This is a genomic window from uncultured Campylobacter sp. (genome assembly GCF_938039245.1).
In the GTDB taxonomy this organism is placed as follows: Bacteria; Campylobacterota; Campylobacteria; order Campylobacterales; family Campylobacteraceae; genus Campylobacter_A.
In genome coordinates this window covers 1-13,481 of the sequence record NZ_CALHVN010000056.1, presented here as the reverse complement: position 1 = coordinate 13,481, position 13,481 = coordinate 1, and the positions used below count along the sequence as shown (strand labels likewise).

The following is a 13,481-nucleotide window of genomic DNA, read 5'->3' as shown; positions in this document are numbered from 1 at the left end:
ATATGCACAATATCCTCATCCTCTACAACCCCTACTACCAAAATGACGTCATAGAGCAACACCTTAAGGTTTTGATATCTAAAGGCAAGGTGGCCTTCGGCAAGATAAAAAGCAAGCGGCGAGATATGATAAACTCCCACGAAGCCGAACTTGAGCAAATTTACGAAAGCATAAATTCGAGCGACAGCGACGGCAAGTATCTGCAGCTATTTTTAACCGATTATTCAAATTTGTTCGTAGCAAAGGTCGTCGCCGTAACTAGCGACGATATGGGCGAGATAGCGCCTGAGTATTATAAAGAAAAAAGGCTCGATGTAGAAAAGTGGTTTATCATAAGCGATATCAGAGAGCTAGTTAGAAATGATTTTGAGTGCGTTAGAGACGATTACCTGGCAAATTTTACCGTAAGCGGCCATACCTACGCAGTATACGGCAACGCTTATGTTTATCCTCTCATCATAAAGACAAAGCAAGAGACGCGCTATTTTGAGGATGAAGGCAAATTTTATCCCGACGTCTATAAAAGCGCCGAGTTTTTAGAGATAAAGCGAAATTTGATCCGTTACTGCTTCGGACGAAGCTTAATAAATCTAATGCACCCAGATAGCATAGAAAATATCATCTCCGCCGAGATAGAATACCTTGATAATATAGCTAACCCGCTCTATGACTTTAGCTCCGTCGTGGTCAAATACTCAAAAACAATGGAGCAAGAGATTTACGCCTTCGTTAAAGTTCTCATGGAACAACTCGCAAAGACAAAGCCGTCTATATTAAAAATCCCATACGAAGTGCAGGGCACGAGCTTTACCGTAAGCGATATATTTGAAAACAAGCCAAATTTAGGTACTTATAAATTTCTTTTCAAAAACCGAATTATCCAAGATGCACTTGAGGGAAATTTACTGCAAAACTACGTAACTAGGACTCTACCCAAGGTCATAACCGAGCTTCAAGATTTGCGAAACGAAACCGTGCATGCTAAAGCTCCTAGCCATGCCGACGTAACAAAGCTAAGGGCAAAGATAATAGGCGTGGCTTGTGAGAGCGTGCTGGCTAAGGTGATCAAGGCTAGGGCAGAGGCAGAGAAGGGATAACTACACATCTTGAGATGTCGCTATGATAACGACCTTGGCTCCGCCCATAGTTTCATCGTATACGTATTCTATGCTTACGGCTGTTTCGTAGCCAAAAGCCCTTGTTGTAACGCCTAAGATTTCTTGCATATCTTCTAAAGATATGCCTGGCGCAGCATCTGTTTTAACATACACCGACGCCTCTTGGGCGTTAAAATAGCCGTAAAGCTCTGTCGATTTTACGGCTTTTTTGGCAGCATTTAGCGCGGCTTTTTTACCTTTTGCTTGTGCTTGCGCTACTGCTATGGTACCTCGGCAGGCAATAAACTGCTGGATCTCGCGCGTCAAATTTTCGCTTTGATTATTTCCTTTGAGCGACGCCGCTACCAACTCGCAAACTATCTTGCCTAGAGCGCGATCGAGCGTTTTTAAAACACGACGCAAGGAACTAAAATCAAATGATTTTTTGGATTTTAGCCCTTCTATTCTTTTTTGCCTTTTTGCCAGCCATTCGTTTATTTTGCCGTATTTGTTAAATTTAATATCATCATCCGCGCCTAGCTCGGGATTATTTATCACGTTTTCAAAAACTCTCAAACCTGTCTTTATAGTACCGCAGTACTTCATTGGTGTCCTTGCATGAAGCTGTATTATCGGCGATTTGTTTTAGAGTATCGCTTATTTTCGCAAAAGACCTACTCGTGTTCATTTTTCCTCCTTGACTTTATCGCAAAATTCCACTCCGCCTACCTCCCAATCATACTCCGCGGCAATAGTTGTCAGGTTTTGCGCCATAGCCTGTAGTTGCCTTAGTGCATCTTTCATCTTGCTTACCTTACTGCTTCCATTCATGCCGGCTTCTAGGTTTTGAATACTTACTGACAATTGCAGCTGAGTTAGCGTCCAGTAAAATTTGATCAAAGCCATATCTAGCCCTATCTGAGCTAACGGGTTTGTGGCCGATTTTATAGCTTCATTTTCCTGCTCGCCGTAGTCTTTGCCGATTTCTAAAAGTAGCTCAGGCAAATAGTTTTCGTGAAATTTACTCTCCATCTTAGATAGCTTTTTTAGGATATTCTCGTCTATTTCATTATACTCATCTAAACCCATATCCGTTTTAGCAGCATATCCGATAGTTTTTGCTACGCCCCCAAAGGGACCAAAGGTATCTTTATAGTACATATTGTCTATTTCTTGCTCATCTTTGTCGATCGGTTTTTTAGTTAGCTTTATGCTTTGGGTTAAATTTAGCATTTGACCCGCTAGTTCGCTCATCTTAAAGCTCTTTGCTTTAGCTACCGCCTCGTTAGCCTTTTGGATAAAATCTATGTTTAAACTCATTTGATCTCCTTTGATTTAAATTACAACGTAAATTTAGCATTGCATAGCGATAGGTTGCGTCGCAAGGAAAAAATTAGCTAAAATACGTCAAATTTAAATAGGAAGGTTAAAATGCGTTCTCACGATAAAATCGCCGTCAGGCTTGCCCAAATCATAGTAAAACTAAACAGCGGTGAAAGGCTAAGTATAGACGAGCTTGTAGAGGAGTTTAGCGTAAATAAAAGAACTATTTTAAGAGACTTTGAGCGGCTTAGTATCCTACCTATCCAAAAAGAAAACGGTAAATATTTTTTAGAGGAGTACGCTCTTGGCAAACTAGGCTTTAAAGACATAAAAGCTTTTGCCGCGCTAATCGGTGCAAGGTCGCTATTTCCAGAGCTAGACGATAGATTTATCAGCGACGTTTTAAACGAGAAGCTAAACAAAGCCTATCTAATCAAAAACCAAGGGTTTGAAAGTATACAAATTTCAAGAGACGACTTTGAAGCCGTAAGCGCCGCAGTCATCAAAAACCGTATCGTAGACTGCGAATATAACGACAAAGAACGCAAACTAAAGCCGTATAAACTAATAAATAATAGCGGCATATGGTATTTACTAGCAGACGACGAAGGCAAACTAAAAAATTTCGCTCTCTCTAAAATAAAACATATAAAGATAAAGGGCGATACGTTTACTGCAAACGCCGAGTTTTTAAAACGTATCGAGAAAAACGACACAAACTGGTTTTCGGACGCCAAATTTAAGGTTACGCTTGAAATCAAAAACGAAGCTATGGAGTATTTTAAGAGAAAAGAGTTTTTACCAAACTACGAAGTAGTGCAAGAAGAAGAGGATAAAATCATCATAAGTACAGAAGTAGCCTACGATGACGAGATACTACGGGTTGTAAAATATTGGCTACCTTTTATAAAGATAGTAGAGCCTCTAAATTTAAGGGATAAATTTGAAAATTTGCTTAGGGATTATTTGAAATGACATAAACTGTCGCAGATATTTTATAAAATCTCCTAAAATAGTCTTAATTTAGGGGATGAGCTATGAAAGAAAATCTGACGAGTAAAAATTCGAAAAACGCTAGCGAACTCAAAAGTACCAACGAAGATCTAAATTTAAATCTATCTATCACTAAATACGAGATGGCTAGAAGCGATCTTTTTAATTTAGTTTATTCCTTGGGACGTAAATTGAACGAAGCCGACGTTTCGGTAGTATCTCTGGATGCAAACGCCAAACAATACATGCAAGATGTTTTTCTTTTGTTGGATAAGCAAGCGGAGGATTGGAGAAAGGTTTATTATGCCCAATGGATAGAAGACTTTACGGGCGTAATCAAAGACGTCAATAAAATTTTACGTATATACGTTAAATATTTTAACGAACGCGACCTTAAAGAGGTTGCTGCGGCGCACGACGTATGCAAAAGATTAGTATCGATAAATATGTTAAGCGATAATAAATTTGATAGAAATGCTAAACTAGATTTGATGATCTTTTTTAGGCGACTAAGCCATATTTTAAATTTGGATATCGTTTAGCGACTATATTTATAAGATTTTCACATTCTGCAATGGGCTTTAAAAGGGTTTTAGGGATAATCCCTAACGAGGTCTTTTGTCTGACTTGTCGGACAAAAAGTATCCTCGCCCAGATAAGAAAATTTGTAATTGCTACCATTTTACTAGCCATATCCCTGGAATAAAAACTTAAGATTTATATAAGAATTATCCATTTGTCTAATTTGGATTAAGTGGCTGCCGTTAAAAATATTAAGGGTTTCAGGTTGTTCGATTTTTGTAAAAATATTTTTTATATATTCTAGACCATATCATTTACTTTGACTGTATGCCCATGGTTTTAAAAAAAGAAAAATTACTAACACATGGCACCCAAGATGGTACCTAGATAAACCTTAAAGCTTTAGAGCATCGATAAAATCGGGGATTATAAAGAAATGGTGGTTAGAGGCAGAATCGAACTGCCGACACGCAGATTTTCAGTCTGCTGCTCTACCGACTGAGCTATCCAACCACGCCGTAAATAAAGAAATGTGATTTTAGCTATTTGATACTTAAATTTCGGTTAAAGACGCAAAATTCGGCGCATTTTTAAAATACAAAATCTATTTTTAAAGGCAGTCGCTCAAATTTGGCGGCTCTGCGGCGCAAATATTGCGTCAAATTTGCAAATTTAAGATCGCTTTTTTAAATTCATCCCCGCGCTCCGCGTAGCTGCTAAACTGATCGAGGCTAGCCGCCGCAGGACTTAAAAGCGCTATCTCGTCCAAATTTTCGCTATTTGCGCCAGTTTTAGCGGCTCCGTCAAATTTAAAACGTTTATCTATCTCGCCGACTGCGACGTTTAAAAATTCGCATTTTACGGCCGGGATTTTAAACTCGCCCGCAAGCGTCATCAGTTTGTCCGTATTTGAGCCGATAGCGTAAATTTGCGCTTTAGCACCGAGCAAGACTTCAAAAAGCGGCCGCATATCTACGCCCTTATCATCGCCGCCTAAAATCAAATGCAAAAATTTGCCCTCGTATCGCTTTACGGCTTGTATGCTCGCGTCGATATTAGTCGCCTTCGTGTCGTTGACCCACGTGCGTCCGCGCGCGTCGCGAAACTCCTCTAGCTTGTTGCCTTCGATAACAAAGCCGTTTAAAAGCTCTACATCGCACCTATCAAGCAAAATTTTCTGGATAGCAAGCGCCAAAAGAGCGTCCGTTAAAAACGGCGTTTTAAAGGCGATATCGCTTAAATTTACGCCGCAAAACCGGGCCAAATCCGCCTCGTTTTCGTAGCTTATCACCTTTGCCTTAGTCGGCGCCTCAGCGTAAATTTTAGGCAGGATCGCGACTGCGTTTTCGCCCATCGTCGCTAGCGGTTTTAGCTTGGCGCGCTCATACTCGGCAAAGTCGCCGTGCCAGCTGAGGTGATCGGGCGTGATAGGCAAAAGCGCGTAGATGCCGGGTGCCGCGGCGTTTGTGTAGTGCATCGTAAAGGAGCTGGTCTCTAGCACCCAAATTTTGGCGTTTACGTCAAGGTCTGCGAGCGGAACTCCGACGTTGCCGCCCATTACCGAGCCGTAGCGCGCCAGCAGGTGCTGCGTCATCTTCGTCGTCGTGGTTTTGCCGTTCGTGCCGCTGATCCAGACGGTAAACGGCATCTTGCCGCCGTAAATTTTATAAAAATAGTCGTATTCGCTGATTAGATTTTGCGCTTTTTTAACTAGTTCGTGGCCGGGCGGGAAGCCGGGGCTAGGTATCTCTAAGCCGCTTTTTTCGGGTACGAAAAGGTTTGGCGGTAGTAGGGCGTTGCCCCATTCGTCGCTTGAGATCTCGCTAAATTTATCGTCGTAGACGTCCCAGCCACCCTCTTTGCTGAAGTTTTTCGCGATCGCGCGCGTCGTACCGCCATAGCCAAATAGCGATTTTCTCATTTTTGCTCCTTTTTACGCCCTTTTGCCCCATAAAAATTGCGTTATTTCCTCCGCGTCAAGCTCGGTTATTACGCCGTTTCGTTTGTGTCTGGTAAAAAGTTTAAAATCATAAGTATCTTTAAAATTTAGCTTTAAAAACTCGGTAAAATATCCGCCCTCACAAGCGAAATTCGGACGATCGTAAAACTCGTCCAAAAACTCGTCTTCGCTCTCTTGCGGCTCAAAACTCGTCATGCGCTCTATGATCTCGCGCAGTTCGTCCTTTGTGATGTCAGGCACGAGGCGAGGCTCTGGAAGCGCGATATCAAAGGCTAAATTTTCAGCCCCGTCGGCCTCCCACCACTCCCACAGGTCAAATTTACTCATATCTTTGCCCGTGATCGCGTGCAGCTCGTTTTCCAGCTCGCGGTATTTCTCGCCGCTCTCGTCGCCGTGTTCGTCGCAGTAGTCCGTATAGGCTAAAATTTTCTCCAAAATCCCGTTGTATCTTTTTCTAGCCGTCTCGTAATCTGGCTCTATCTGTGCTCTCATTAAATTATCCTTATTAAATTTACCTGATTTTTAGCGCAGTCAGCGCGATTAAATTCGCCAAAACGGCGATGAGCCAAAATCTCACGATGATCTTGTTTTCCACCCAGCCTTTTATCTCGAAATGATGGTGTATCGGCGCCATGAGAAAAATTCTCTTTTTAAAAATTTTAAAGCTTCCCACCTGCAAAATCACGCTCAAAGTCTCCATAACAAAGACGAAGCCGATGATGATGAGCAAGATCTCGTTTTTCGTCATCACGCCCATGAGGCCGATATACGCGCCTACGCTTAGGCTCCCGCTGTCGCCCATGAAAACCTCGGCCGGATGGCAGTTAAACCACAAAAATCCCATCAACGAGCCGATCAGAGCGGCGGCCACTACGACAGTCTCGCCCACGCCCGCGATCTTGGGCAAAAGTAAATACGAGCTAAAGATCGCGTGTCCACAGATGTAGGCAAATACGCCCAAAGTCAGCAGCGAGAATACCGCAGGCACCGTAGCTAGCCCGTCTAGGCCGTCGGTTAAATTTACCGCGTTTGATGCCGCGACGATGACGAGCGTCCAAAACGCGACCGCAAAAATGCCCAGATCAAGCACCGCAAATTTGTAAAACGGTAGGTAAAATTTGCTCCCCAGCTCGCCGTTAAAATACAGCATCGTCGAAACGGCCAGAGCGATTAAAATTTGCGCGGCAAGCTTGGCTCTAGGGCTTAGTCCGTCGTGGTTTTTGCCGCCTGAGATTTTGCGAAAATCGTCTTTAAACCCAAGCGCCGTAAAGCCCGCTAGACAGATCAGCGAAGCAAGGACGAAGACGTTATCAAGGCGCGCGCAGATCACGCTCGCCCCAAGCGCCGCTCCGATAAAGACAAGCCCGCCCATCGTCGGAGTTTTGGCTTTTTTTTGGTGCGTTTGCGGAGCTAGCTCGTAGATGGGCTGGGCGGCGTTTTTGGCCTTCGCCCACGCGATAAATTTAGGCAGCGCCCAAACGGTCAAACAAAATGCGATGAAAAACGAAAAGCCCGCGCGAACGGTGATGTATTGAAAGATATTAAAATTTAACAATTCATAAATATAGTAAAACATAAAAGCCTTTATTTTAAAAAAGGCTAATTTTAGTATAATGCCGTTAAAAAATATCTAAATTTAAGGCAAAAATTTAAAAATGGCGCAAAAAACGATTTTGGTGATAACCGACGGCATCGGATATAACGAAAGTAGCGAATTTAACGCATTTGCAGCGGCAAAAAAGCCAACATACGACTGGCTATTTAAAAACGTCCCAAACGCGCTCATAAAAACCTCGGGCCTAGCAGTGGGCCTACCCGACGGACAGATGGGAAACAGCGAGGTCGGGCACATGTGTATCGGCAGCGGGCGGGTTTTGTATCAAAATTTGGTAAAAATTTCGCTCGGTTTTGAAAACGGCTCGCTGGCTAAAAGCGAAAAGCTTTTAAATTTGTTCAAAACCTGCAAGCGCGTCCACGTCGTCGGGCTTTATAGCGACGGCGGCGTACACTCGCACATTAGCCACTTTGACGCGATGTGCTCTCTTGCGGTCGCAAACGGCTGCGAGGTGTGTGCTCACGCGATAACCGACGGTCGCGACGTAGGTCCAAAAAGCGGGCTAGCGTTCATAAAATCGCTGCAAGAAAAGGCGCAAAGCGGAGGCTTTAGGCTAGCTAGCGTTAGCGGTAGATTTTACGCGATGGACCGCGACAAGCGCTGGGAGCGCGTAAAAACGGCCTACGACGCGATGACGCGCGGAGAAAACGCGCAAACCGTATCGCCGCTAGAATACGTCATGCAAAGCTATGAGGCGGGCGTGACGGACGAGTTTATCGTGCCGGCTAGTTTTGGCGGGTTTGAGGGGATAGGCGAAAACGACGGCGTGATATTTATAAATTTTAGAAACGACCGCGTGCGCGAGATCGCGGCGGCTTTGGGCGATGAAAATTTTAGCGAATTCGCGCGCCCGTTCATCGTCAAAAATCTACTCACGATGACCGAATACGACGCAAATTTCGCCTTTCCCGTATTATTTGAAAACGAAAAGCTAAAAAATACCCTTGCCGAAGTCGTCGCAAACGCGGGCTTAACGCAGCTGCATACCGCCGAGACCGAGAAATACGCTCACGTGACGTTTTTCTTTAACGGCGGCGTCGAGGAGCTCGCTCAAAACGAAACGAGGGTGCTCGTGCCAAGCCCTAAGGTCAAAACCTACGACGAAAAACCAGAAATGAGCGCGCAGGCCGTGTGCGAGGCGGTGCTAAAAGGCATGGAAGACGGGCAAGACTTTATCGTGGTAAATTTCGCAAACGGCGATATGGTCGGACACACTGGCGAATTTGACGCGGCGGTAAAGGCGGTCGAGGCCGTGGATGCGGCGCTGGGACGCATCGTGACAAAAGCAAAAGAGAAAAACTACGCGCTAATCATCACGAGCGACCACGGCAACTGCGAGCAGATGAAGGACGCGCAGGGCAATCTGCTAACCAACCACACGACTTTTGACGTATTTTGCTTCGTGATAGGCGAGGGCGTAAAGGTGGTAAAAGCGGGTGGTCTAAACAATATCGCCGCGAGCGTTTTAGCGCTGATGGGTATCGAAAAACCCGCCGAAATGGACGAGGCGCTGTTTTAAAACTATATAAATTTTCAGTAAAAGGCTTTTTAGCTTTCGTCTGATAAAATGCGGGCCAAATTTAAAATTAAGGAGAAAAAATGAAATTTAGCGGAAAAAACGTGCTAATCACGGGAGCTAGTCGCGGTATCGGCGCGCAGATAGCCAAAACCCTGGCGCAAATGGGACTAAAAGTCTGGATAAACTACCGCTCAAAGCCAGAAATCGCCGATGCATTGCAAGCTGAAATCGTAGCAAACGGCGGGCAGGCTGCGGTGGTTAAATTTGATGCGACGGACGAGGACGAGTTTGTAAAAGCGATAAATTTGATCGCGGACGCCGACGGCGAGCTAAGCTACCTCGTAAATAACGCCGGTATCACAAACGACAAGCTCGCGCTTCGCATGAAGACGGAGGATTTTACCGGCGTGATAAACGCAAATTTAACCTCGGCCTTTATCGGATGCCGCGAGGCGCTAAAAGTAATGAGCAAAAAACGCTTCGGTGCTGTCGTAAACGTAGCCTCGATCGTGGGCGAGATGGGCAACGCAGGGCAAGCAAACTACGCTGCTAGCAAGGGCGGAATGATCGCGATGAACAAAAGTTTCGCCAAAGAGGGTGCGGCGAGAAATATCCGCTTTAACTGCGTAACTCCGGGCTTTATCGAGACGGATATGACGAGCGAGCTGGGCGACGAGATCAAAAAAACTTACAGCGACAACATCCCGCTAAAAAGATTTGGAAGCGCCAGCGAAGTGGCCGAAGCTGTGGCGTTTTTGCTAAGCGATCACGCTAGCTACGTGACCGGCGAGACGCTAAAAATCAACGGCGGACTATATATGTAAACGCGTAAATTTTGCGTTTTTGCGAAATTTTAAGCTAAAATATACTAAAATCACGAAATTTTTAATTTTTAGGAGAAGAAAATGGCAGTATTTGATGACGTAAGAGACGTAGTGGTTGAGCAATTAAGTGTGGCTCCGGATGCGGTAAAGCTTGAGTCTAAGATTATCGAAGATTTAGGCGCGGACTCGCTTGACGTGGTTGAGCTCGTTATGGCGCTTGAGGAGAAATTTGAAGTAGAGATACCTGATAGCGACGCCGAGAAACTAATCACTATAAACGACGTCGTAACCTACATCGAGAACCTAAATAAATAAGTTTTTGCAAGGAGTAGCCTTGAAAAGAGTCGTAGTAACCGGCATTGGGATGATTAACGCTTTGGGACTTGATAAAGATAGCTCGTTTAAGGCTATCTGCGAAGGTAAAACCGGCGTAAAAAAGATAACCTCTTTTGACGCGAGCGATTTTCCCGTTCAGATCGCTGCCGAGATTACGGACTTTGACCCGCTTACGGTACTGGATGCAAAGGAAGTCAAAAAGGTCGATAGATTTATCCAGCTTGGACTAAAGGCAGCTAAAGAAGCCATGGCTGATGCTAATTTCGGCGAATTTGACGCTGAGAATTTCGGCGTTAGTTCGGCTGCGGGCATAGGCGGTTTGCCTAATATCGAAAAAAATTCCAACACCTTGCTCGAAAAAGGTTCAAGACGAATTTCTCCGTTTTTTATACCTTCTGCTCTAGTAAATATGCTAGGCGGTATAGTTTCGATAGAACACGGCTTAAAAGGACCCAATATCTCTAGCGTAACGGCATGTGCGGCGTCTACTCACGCCATAATCGAAGCGGCTAAGACTATAATGATCGGCGAGGCGCAAAAAATGCTAGTCGTAGGCTCCGAGTCTACGGTTTGCGGAGTAGGAATAGGCGGATTTGCCGCTATGAAAGCGCTCTCTACTAGAAACGATGATCCTCAGCATGCCTCTCGTCCGTTCGATAAGGACAGGGACGGCTTTGTCATGGGAGAAGGAGCCGGCGCGCTCGTGCTTGAAGAATATGATAGCGCAAAGGCAAGAGGGGCTAAAATTTACGCCGAGATAGTAGGATTTGGCGAGAGCGGTGATGCGTATCATATTACCTCGCCTTCGCTTGAAGGGCCGTTATCCGCTATGAAAAAAGCTCTTAAAATGGCCGGAAATTTAAAAATCGACTATATAAATGCGCACGGCACATCGACTCCGACGAACGACAGAAATGAAACGGCCGCCCTTAAGACCCTTTTCGGAGATGGCGTACCGCCGGTTAGTTCGACCAAGGGTCAAACCGGGCACTGTTTAGGCGCGGCCGGCGCGATAGAAGCGGTTATCTCTATAATGGCTATGCAAGAAGGCCTTATACCTCCTACTATAAACTACGAGATCAGAGATGAAGAATGCGACTTGGACTACGTGCCAAATCTAGCTAGAAAAGCCGAGCTAAACGCCGTTATGAGTAACTCTTTCGGTTTTGGCGGCACAAACGGCTCTATCGTATTTAAGAAGATATAATGGCAAGTTATCTAGACTTTGAGCAAAGTATCAAACAAATAGACGACGACATCGCAAACGCGAGGATTCGCGGCGATGAGCATGCGGTAGAAATTCTAAATAAAAATTTAGAAAAAGAGACTGCTAAAATTTACAAAAACCTTAACGAGTTTCAGCGCCTTGCTTTGGCAAGACACCCCGATCGTCCTTACGCTATTGATTACATAAAAGGCATGATGAGGGATTACTACGAGTTGCACGGTGATAGGGCATATCGCGACGATGCGGCGATAGTTTGTTTTATCGGCTATATAGGCTCTAGAAAAGTCGTCGTAATAGGCGAGCAAAAGGGGCGAGGAACCAAAAATAAACTAAAAAGAAATTTCGGTATGCCTCATCCCGAGGGTTACCGCAAAGCTTTACGAATAGCTAAAATGGCTGAGAAATTCGGACTCCCGATACTGTTTTTGATAGATACTCCGGGCGCATATCCGGGCGTTGCAGCTGAAGAGCGCGGTCAAAGCGAGGCGATAGCTAGAAATTTATTTGAATTTGCAAATTTAAAAACGCCGATGATAGCCGTCGTTATAGGCGAAGGCGGAAGCGGCGGTGCTCTAGCCATAGGCGTTGCCGACAAACTTGCTATGATGAGAAATTCGGTTTTTTCGGTCATCTCTCCAGAGGGCTGTGCAGCGATACTTTGGAATGATCCTTTAAAACAAGAACAGGCTACAAAAGCCTTAAAAATAACCGCCGACGACTTAAAAAATTTAAATTTGATAGACGATGTTATAGAAGAACCGGTGAACGGCGCACATCGAGATAAAGAAGCCGCCGTTAAAGCTCTCGCAAGCTATTTTATAACCGAGCTTGAAAAGCTCGAAAAGCTAAAAGTAGATCAGCTTTTAAATGCTAGAATTGGTAAAATTTTAGCCGTCGGTGCGTTTGAAGAAGGAAAATAATTAACTATTCCAAGGGATTTTGGAATATGGGGATGTTGTTTAAAATCCTAGCTGGAATAGCTCTTACCGATGTCTATTGTTTTATGGAAGGACTATCTTAATTCCATATTGATTTGGTAGTTGCCGCTAGTGAGCCATTGCGTCGATAATACCGTCTTAGTTAAATCATTTTTTCGCTATAATAAAAAACGATATCAAAATAACTAAACAAGAAAATCAATGAACGAATTCGTATTATTCATGCTTGTATGCGCATCTATGCTGTTTGCTGCTATAAATTTAAATACCGCTATTAAAGAGAGCTTATGAGCCTAAAAGACATCGGCTCAACGAAAGTATACGCCATTATTGAATTCGAACCAACGAAGGTAGACGCCGTCATAGAGTATAGAAAAACGAATAAATTTAAAAGTACCAAAGATTCCAAGAATATAAACGGTACCTACTATAAGACCTACGAAAGTCTAAAAGGTATATAGGCTACGGAGAAAACGACCCTGTCGTAAAGCAAAAGGCGTCTAAAAAAATTAACGAGGCTAAAGACAAAATAAACAATAAAACCTCTAAAGCCAAAAATTTACCTAAAAAAACCGAGCAAATCAAAGATGAGACTGCTTGCTTCTGCGGTAAGCCAAACAACTCAAGATAACGCAAAGCAAAAACTAAAAAGCTAAAGTACGGTAAAATCAACCAAAGAAAAACCAAAGAAGGCACGCGATATAAAACCAACCCTAAATCCTCAAAAACAAGGACTATAAATAGGCTGCATTTAAAAATCCGTAAATAAAGGCCTGATATACTCTAATCCTAGCGACCTTAGTTAGCTAGGCCATCTTATCAAATCTCTTTTACTGTAGTCTTACGTCTGCTTAAAATATTAGATTTATCTTTCAGCTGGCAAGGTTTGGATACTCTTTTGGCTAGAGCGTGGGCCTAGATACGTAGGTGCGGAAGGTACAAGCCGCCGATTTAAATTTGCTTTTGCAAGATTATTGTCGTTGCCGTCGCAAGACGTTTGGCTAAATACGTTAAATACGTTTAACGGCTTTTGGAGGGATTGGGGCATTTACGCGCTTTAAGTTCTAAGCTGCCTATTAAAAATACGCGGTATTTGGCAAATTTGCTTTAAGACCAAACGGCGCAA

The 13,481-nt window shown here is 44.0% G+C and carries 15 protein-coding genes and 1 tRNA gene; 9 read left to right on the top strand and 7 right to left on the bottom strand.

The annotated features are described in order from the left end of the window. Positions 1–2 precede the first annotated feature (2 nt). A complete protein-coding gene (locus Q0218_RS09415) occupies positions 3–1,097 on the top strand; it encodes an HP0729 family protein (protein ID WP_297968995.1) in 1,095 nt (364 codons plus the stop codon). Here Q0218_RS09415 and Q0218_RS09410 read toward each other — a convergent pair whose 3' ends face one another. Genes Q0218_RS09410 through Q0218_RS09400 form a run of 3 tightly spaced genes read right to left on the bottom strand, consistent with a single transcriptional unit; the run spans position 1,098 to position 2,417 of the window. Further along, positions 1,098–1,673 carry a hypothetical protein gene (locus Q0218_RS09410; protein ID WP_297968993.1) on the bottom strand — a complete coding sequence of 192 codons (576 nt, stop codon included), beginning with the start codon at positions 1,671–1,673 and terminating at the stop codon, positions 1,098–1,100. Then, a complete protein-coding gene (locus Q0218_RS09405; protein WP_297968991.1) occupies positions 1,660–1,785 on the bottom strand; it encodes a hypothetical protein in 126 nt (41 codons plus the stop codon). The genes Q0218_RS09410 and Q0218_RS09405 overlap by 14 nt, the downstream gene beginning before the upstream one ends. Further along, the gene (locus Q0218_RS09400) at positions 1,782–2,417 is read right to left on the bottom strand and encodes a hypothetical protein (RefSeq protein WP_297968989.1); all 636 of its coding nucleotides are present in this window, start codon (positions 2,415–2,417) and stop codon (positions 1,782–1,784) included. Before Q0218_RS09400 ends, Q0218_RS09405 begins: the two co-directional genes overlap by 4 nt. A gap of 111 nt (positions 2,418–2,528) precedes the next feature. On the opposite strand from Q0218_RS09400, the gene Q0218_RS09395 reads away from it, so the two are divergent. Further along, positions 2,529–3,395: a WYL domain-containing protein gene (locus Q0218_RS09395; protein ID WP_297968987.1), complete on the top strand. Its 867-nt coding sequence runs from the start codon at positions 2,529–2,531 to the stop codon at positions 3,393–3,395. A 62-nt stretch (positions 3,396–3,457) separates the two neighbouring features. After that, a complete protein-coding gene (locus tag Q0218_RS09390; RefSeq protein WP_297968985.1) occupies positions 3,458–3,955 on the top strand; it encodes a hypothetical protein in 498 nt (165 codons plus the stop codon). Between the two features lie 417 nt (positions 3,956–4,372). On the opposite strand, the gene Q0218_RS09385 is transcribed toward Q0218_RS09390, so the two are convergent. The 4 genes from Q0218_RS09385 to mraY all read right to left on the bottom strand — a co-directional run bounded on the left by Q0218_RS09385 (position 4,373) and on the right by mraY (position 7,471). Then, positions 4,373–4,448 (bottom strand) — tRNA-Phe (locus Q0218_RS09385). Positions 4,449–4,593: 145 nt separating this feature from the next. After that, a complete protein-coding gene (gene murD / locus Q0218_RS09380; RefSeq protein WP_297968982.1) occupies positions 4,594–5,856 on the bottom strand; it encodes a UDP-N-acetylmuramoyl-L-alanine--D-glutamate ligase in 1,263 nt (420 codons plus the stop codon). Positions 5,857–5,868: 12 nt separating this feature from the next. Next, the gene (locus Q0218_RS09375; RefSeq protein WP_297968980.1) at positions 5,869–6,387 is read right to left on the bottom strand and encodes a hypothetical protein; all 519 of its coding nucleotides are present in this window, start codon (positions 6,385–6,387) and stop codon (positions 5,869–5,871) included. Between the two features lie 19 nt (positions 6,388–6,406). Further along, positions 6,407–7,471 carry a phospho-N-acetylmuramoyl-pentapeptide-transferase gene (gene mraY, locus Q0218_RS09370; RefSeq protein WP_297968978.1) on the bottom strand — a complete coding sequence of 355 codons (1,065 nt, stop codon included), beginning with the start codon at positions 7,469–7,471 and terminating at the stop codon, positions 6,407–6,409. Between the two features lie 79 nt (positions 7,472–7,550). Here mraY and gpmI point away from each other — a divergent pair, with 79 nt between their 5' ends. From gpmI to Q0218_RS09340, 6 genes are all read left to right on the top strand, one after another. Continuing rightward, the gene (gene gpmI, locus Q0218_RS09365; protein WP_297968976.1) at positions 7,551–9,029 is read left to right on the top strand and encodes a 2,3-bisphosphoglycerate-independent phosphoglycerate mutase; all 1,479 of its coding nucleotides are present in this window, start codon (positions 7,551–7,553) and stop codon (positions 9,027–9,029) included. 80 nt (positions 9,030–9,109) lie between these two features. Further along, positions 9,110–9,853: a 3-oxoacyl-ACP reductase FabG gene (gene fabG, locus Q0218_RS09360; protein WP_297968974.1), complete on the top strand. Its 744-nt coding sequence runs from the start codon at positions 9,110–9,112 to the stop codon at positions 9,851–9,853. An 81-nt stretch (positions 9,854–9,934) separates the two neighbouring features. Further along, on the top strand, positions 9,935–10,168 hold the full coding sequence (acpP, locus tag Q0218_RS09355; protein WP_297968972.1) for an acyl carrier protein: 234 nt from the start codon (positions 9,935–9,937) through the stop codon (positions 10,166–10,168). A gap of 19 nt (positions 10,169–10,187) precedes the next feature. Beyond that, positions 10,188–11,396: a beta-ketoacyl-ACP synthase II gene (locus Q0218_RS09350; RefSeq protein WP_297968971.1), complete on the top strand. Its 1,209-nt coding sequence runs from the start codon at positions 10,188–10,190 to the stop codon at positions 11,394–11,396. Further along, positions 11,396–12,337, top strand: a complete 942-nt coding sequence (accA, locus tag Q0218_RS09345; RefSeq protein ID WP_297968970.1) for an acetyl-CoA carboxylase carboxyl transferase subunit alpha — start codon at positions 11,396–11,398, stop codon at positions 12,335–12,337. The genes Q0218_RS09350 and accA overlap by 1 nt, the downstream gene beginning before the upstream one ends. Before the next feature lie 305 nt (positions 12,338–12,642). Then, positions 12,643–12,816, top strand: a complete 174-nt coding sequence (locus tag Q0218_RS09340; protein ID WP_297968969.1) for a hypothetical protein — start codon at positions 12,643–12,645, stop codon at positions 12,814–12,816. Positions 12,817–13,481 lie beyond the last annotated feature (665 nt).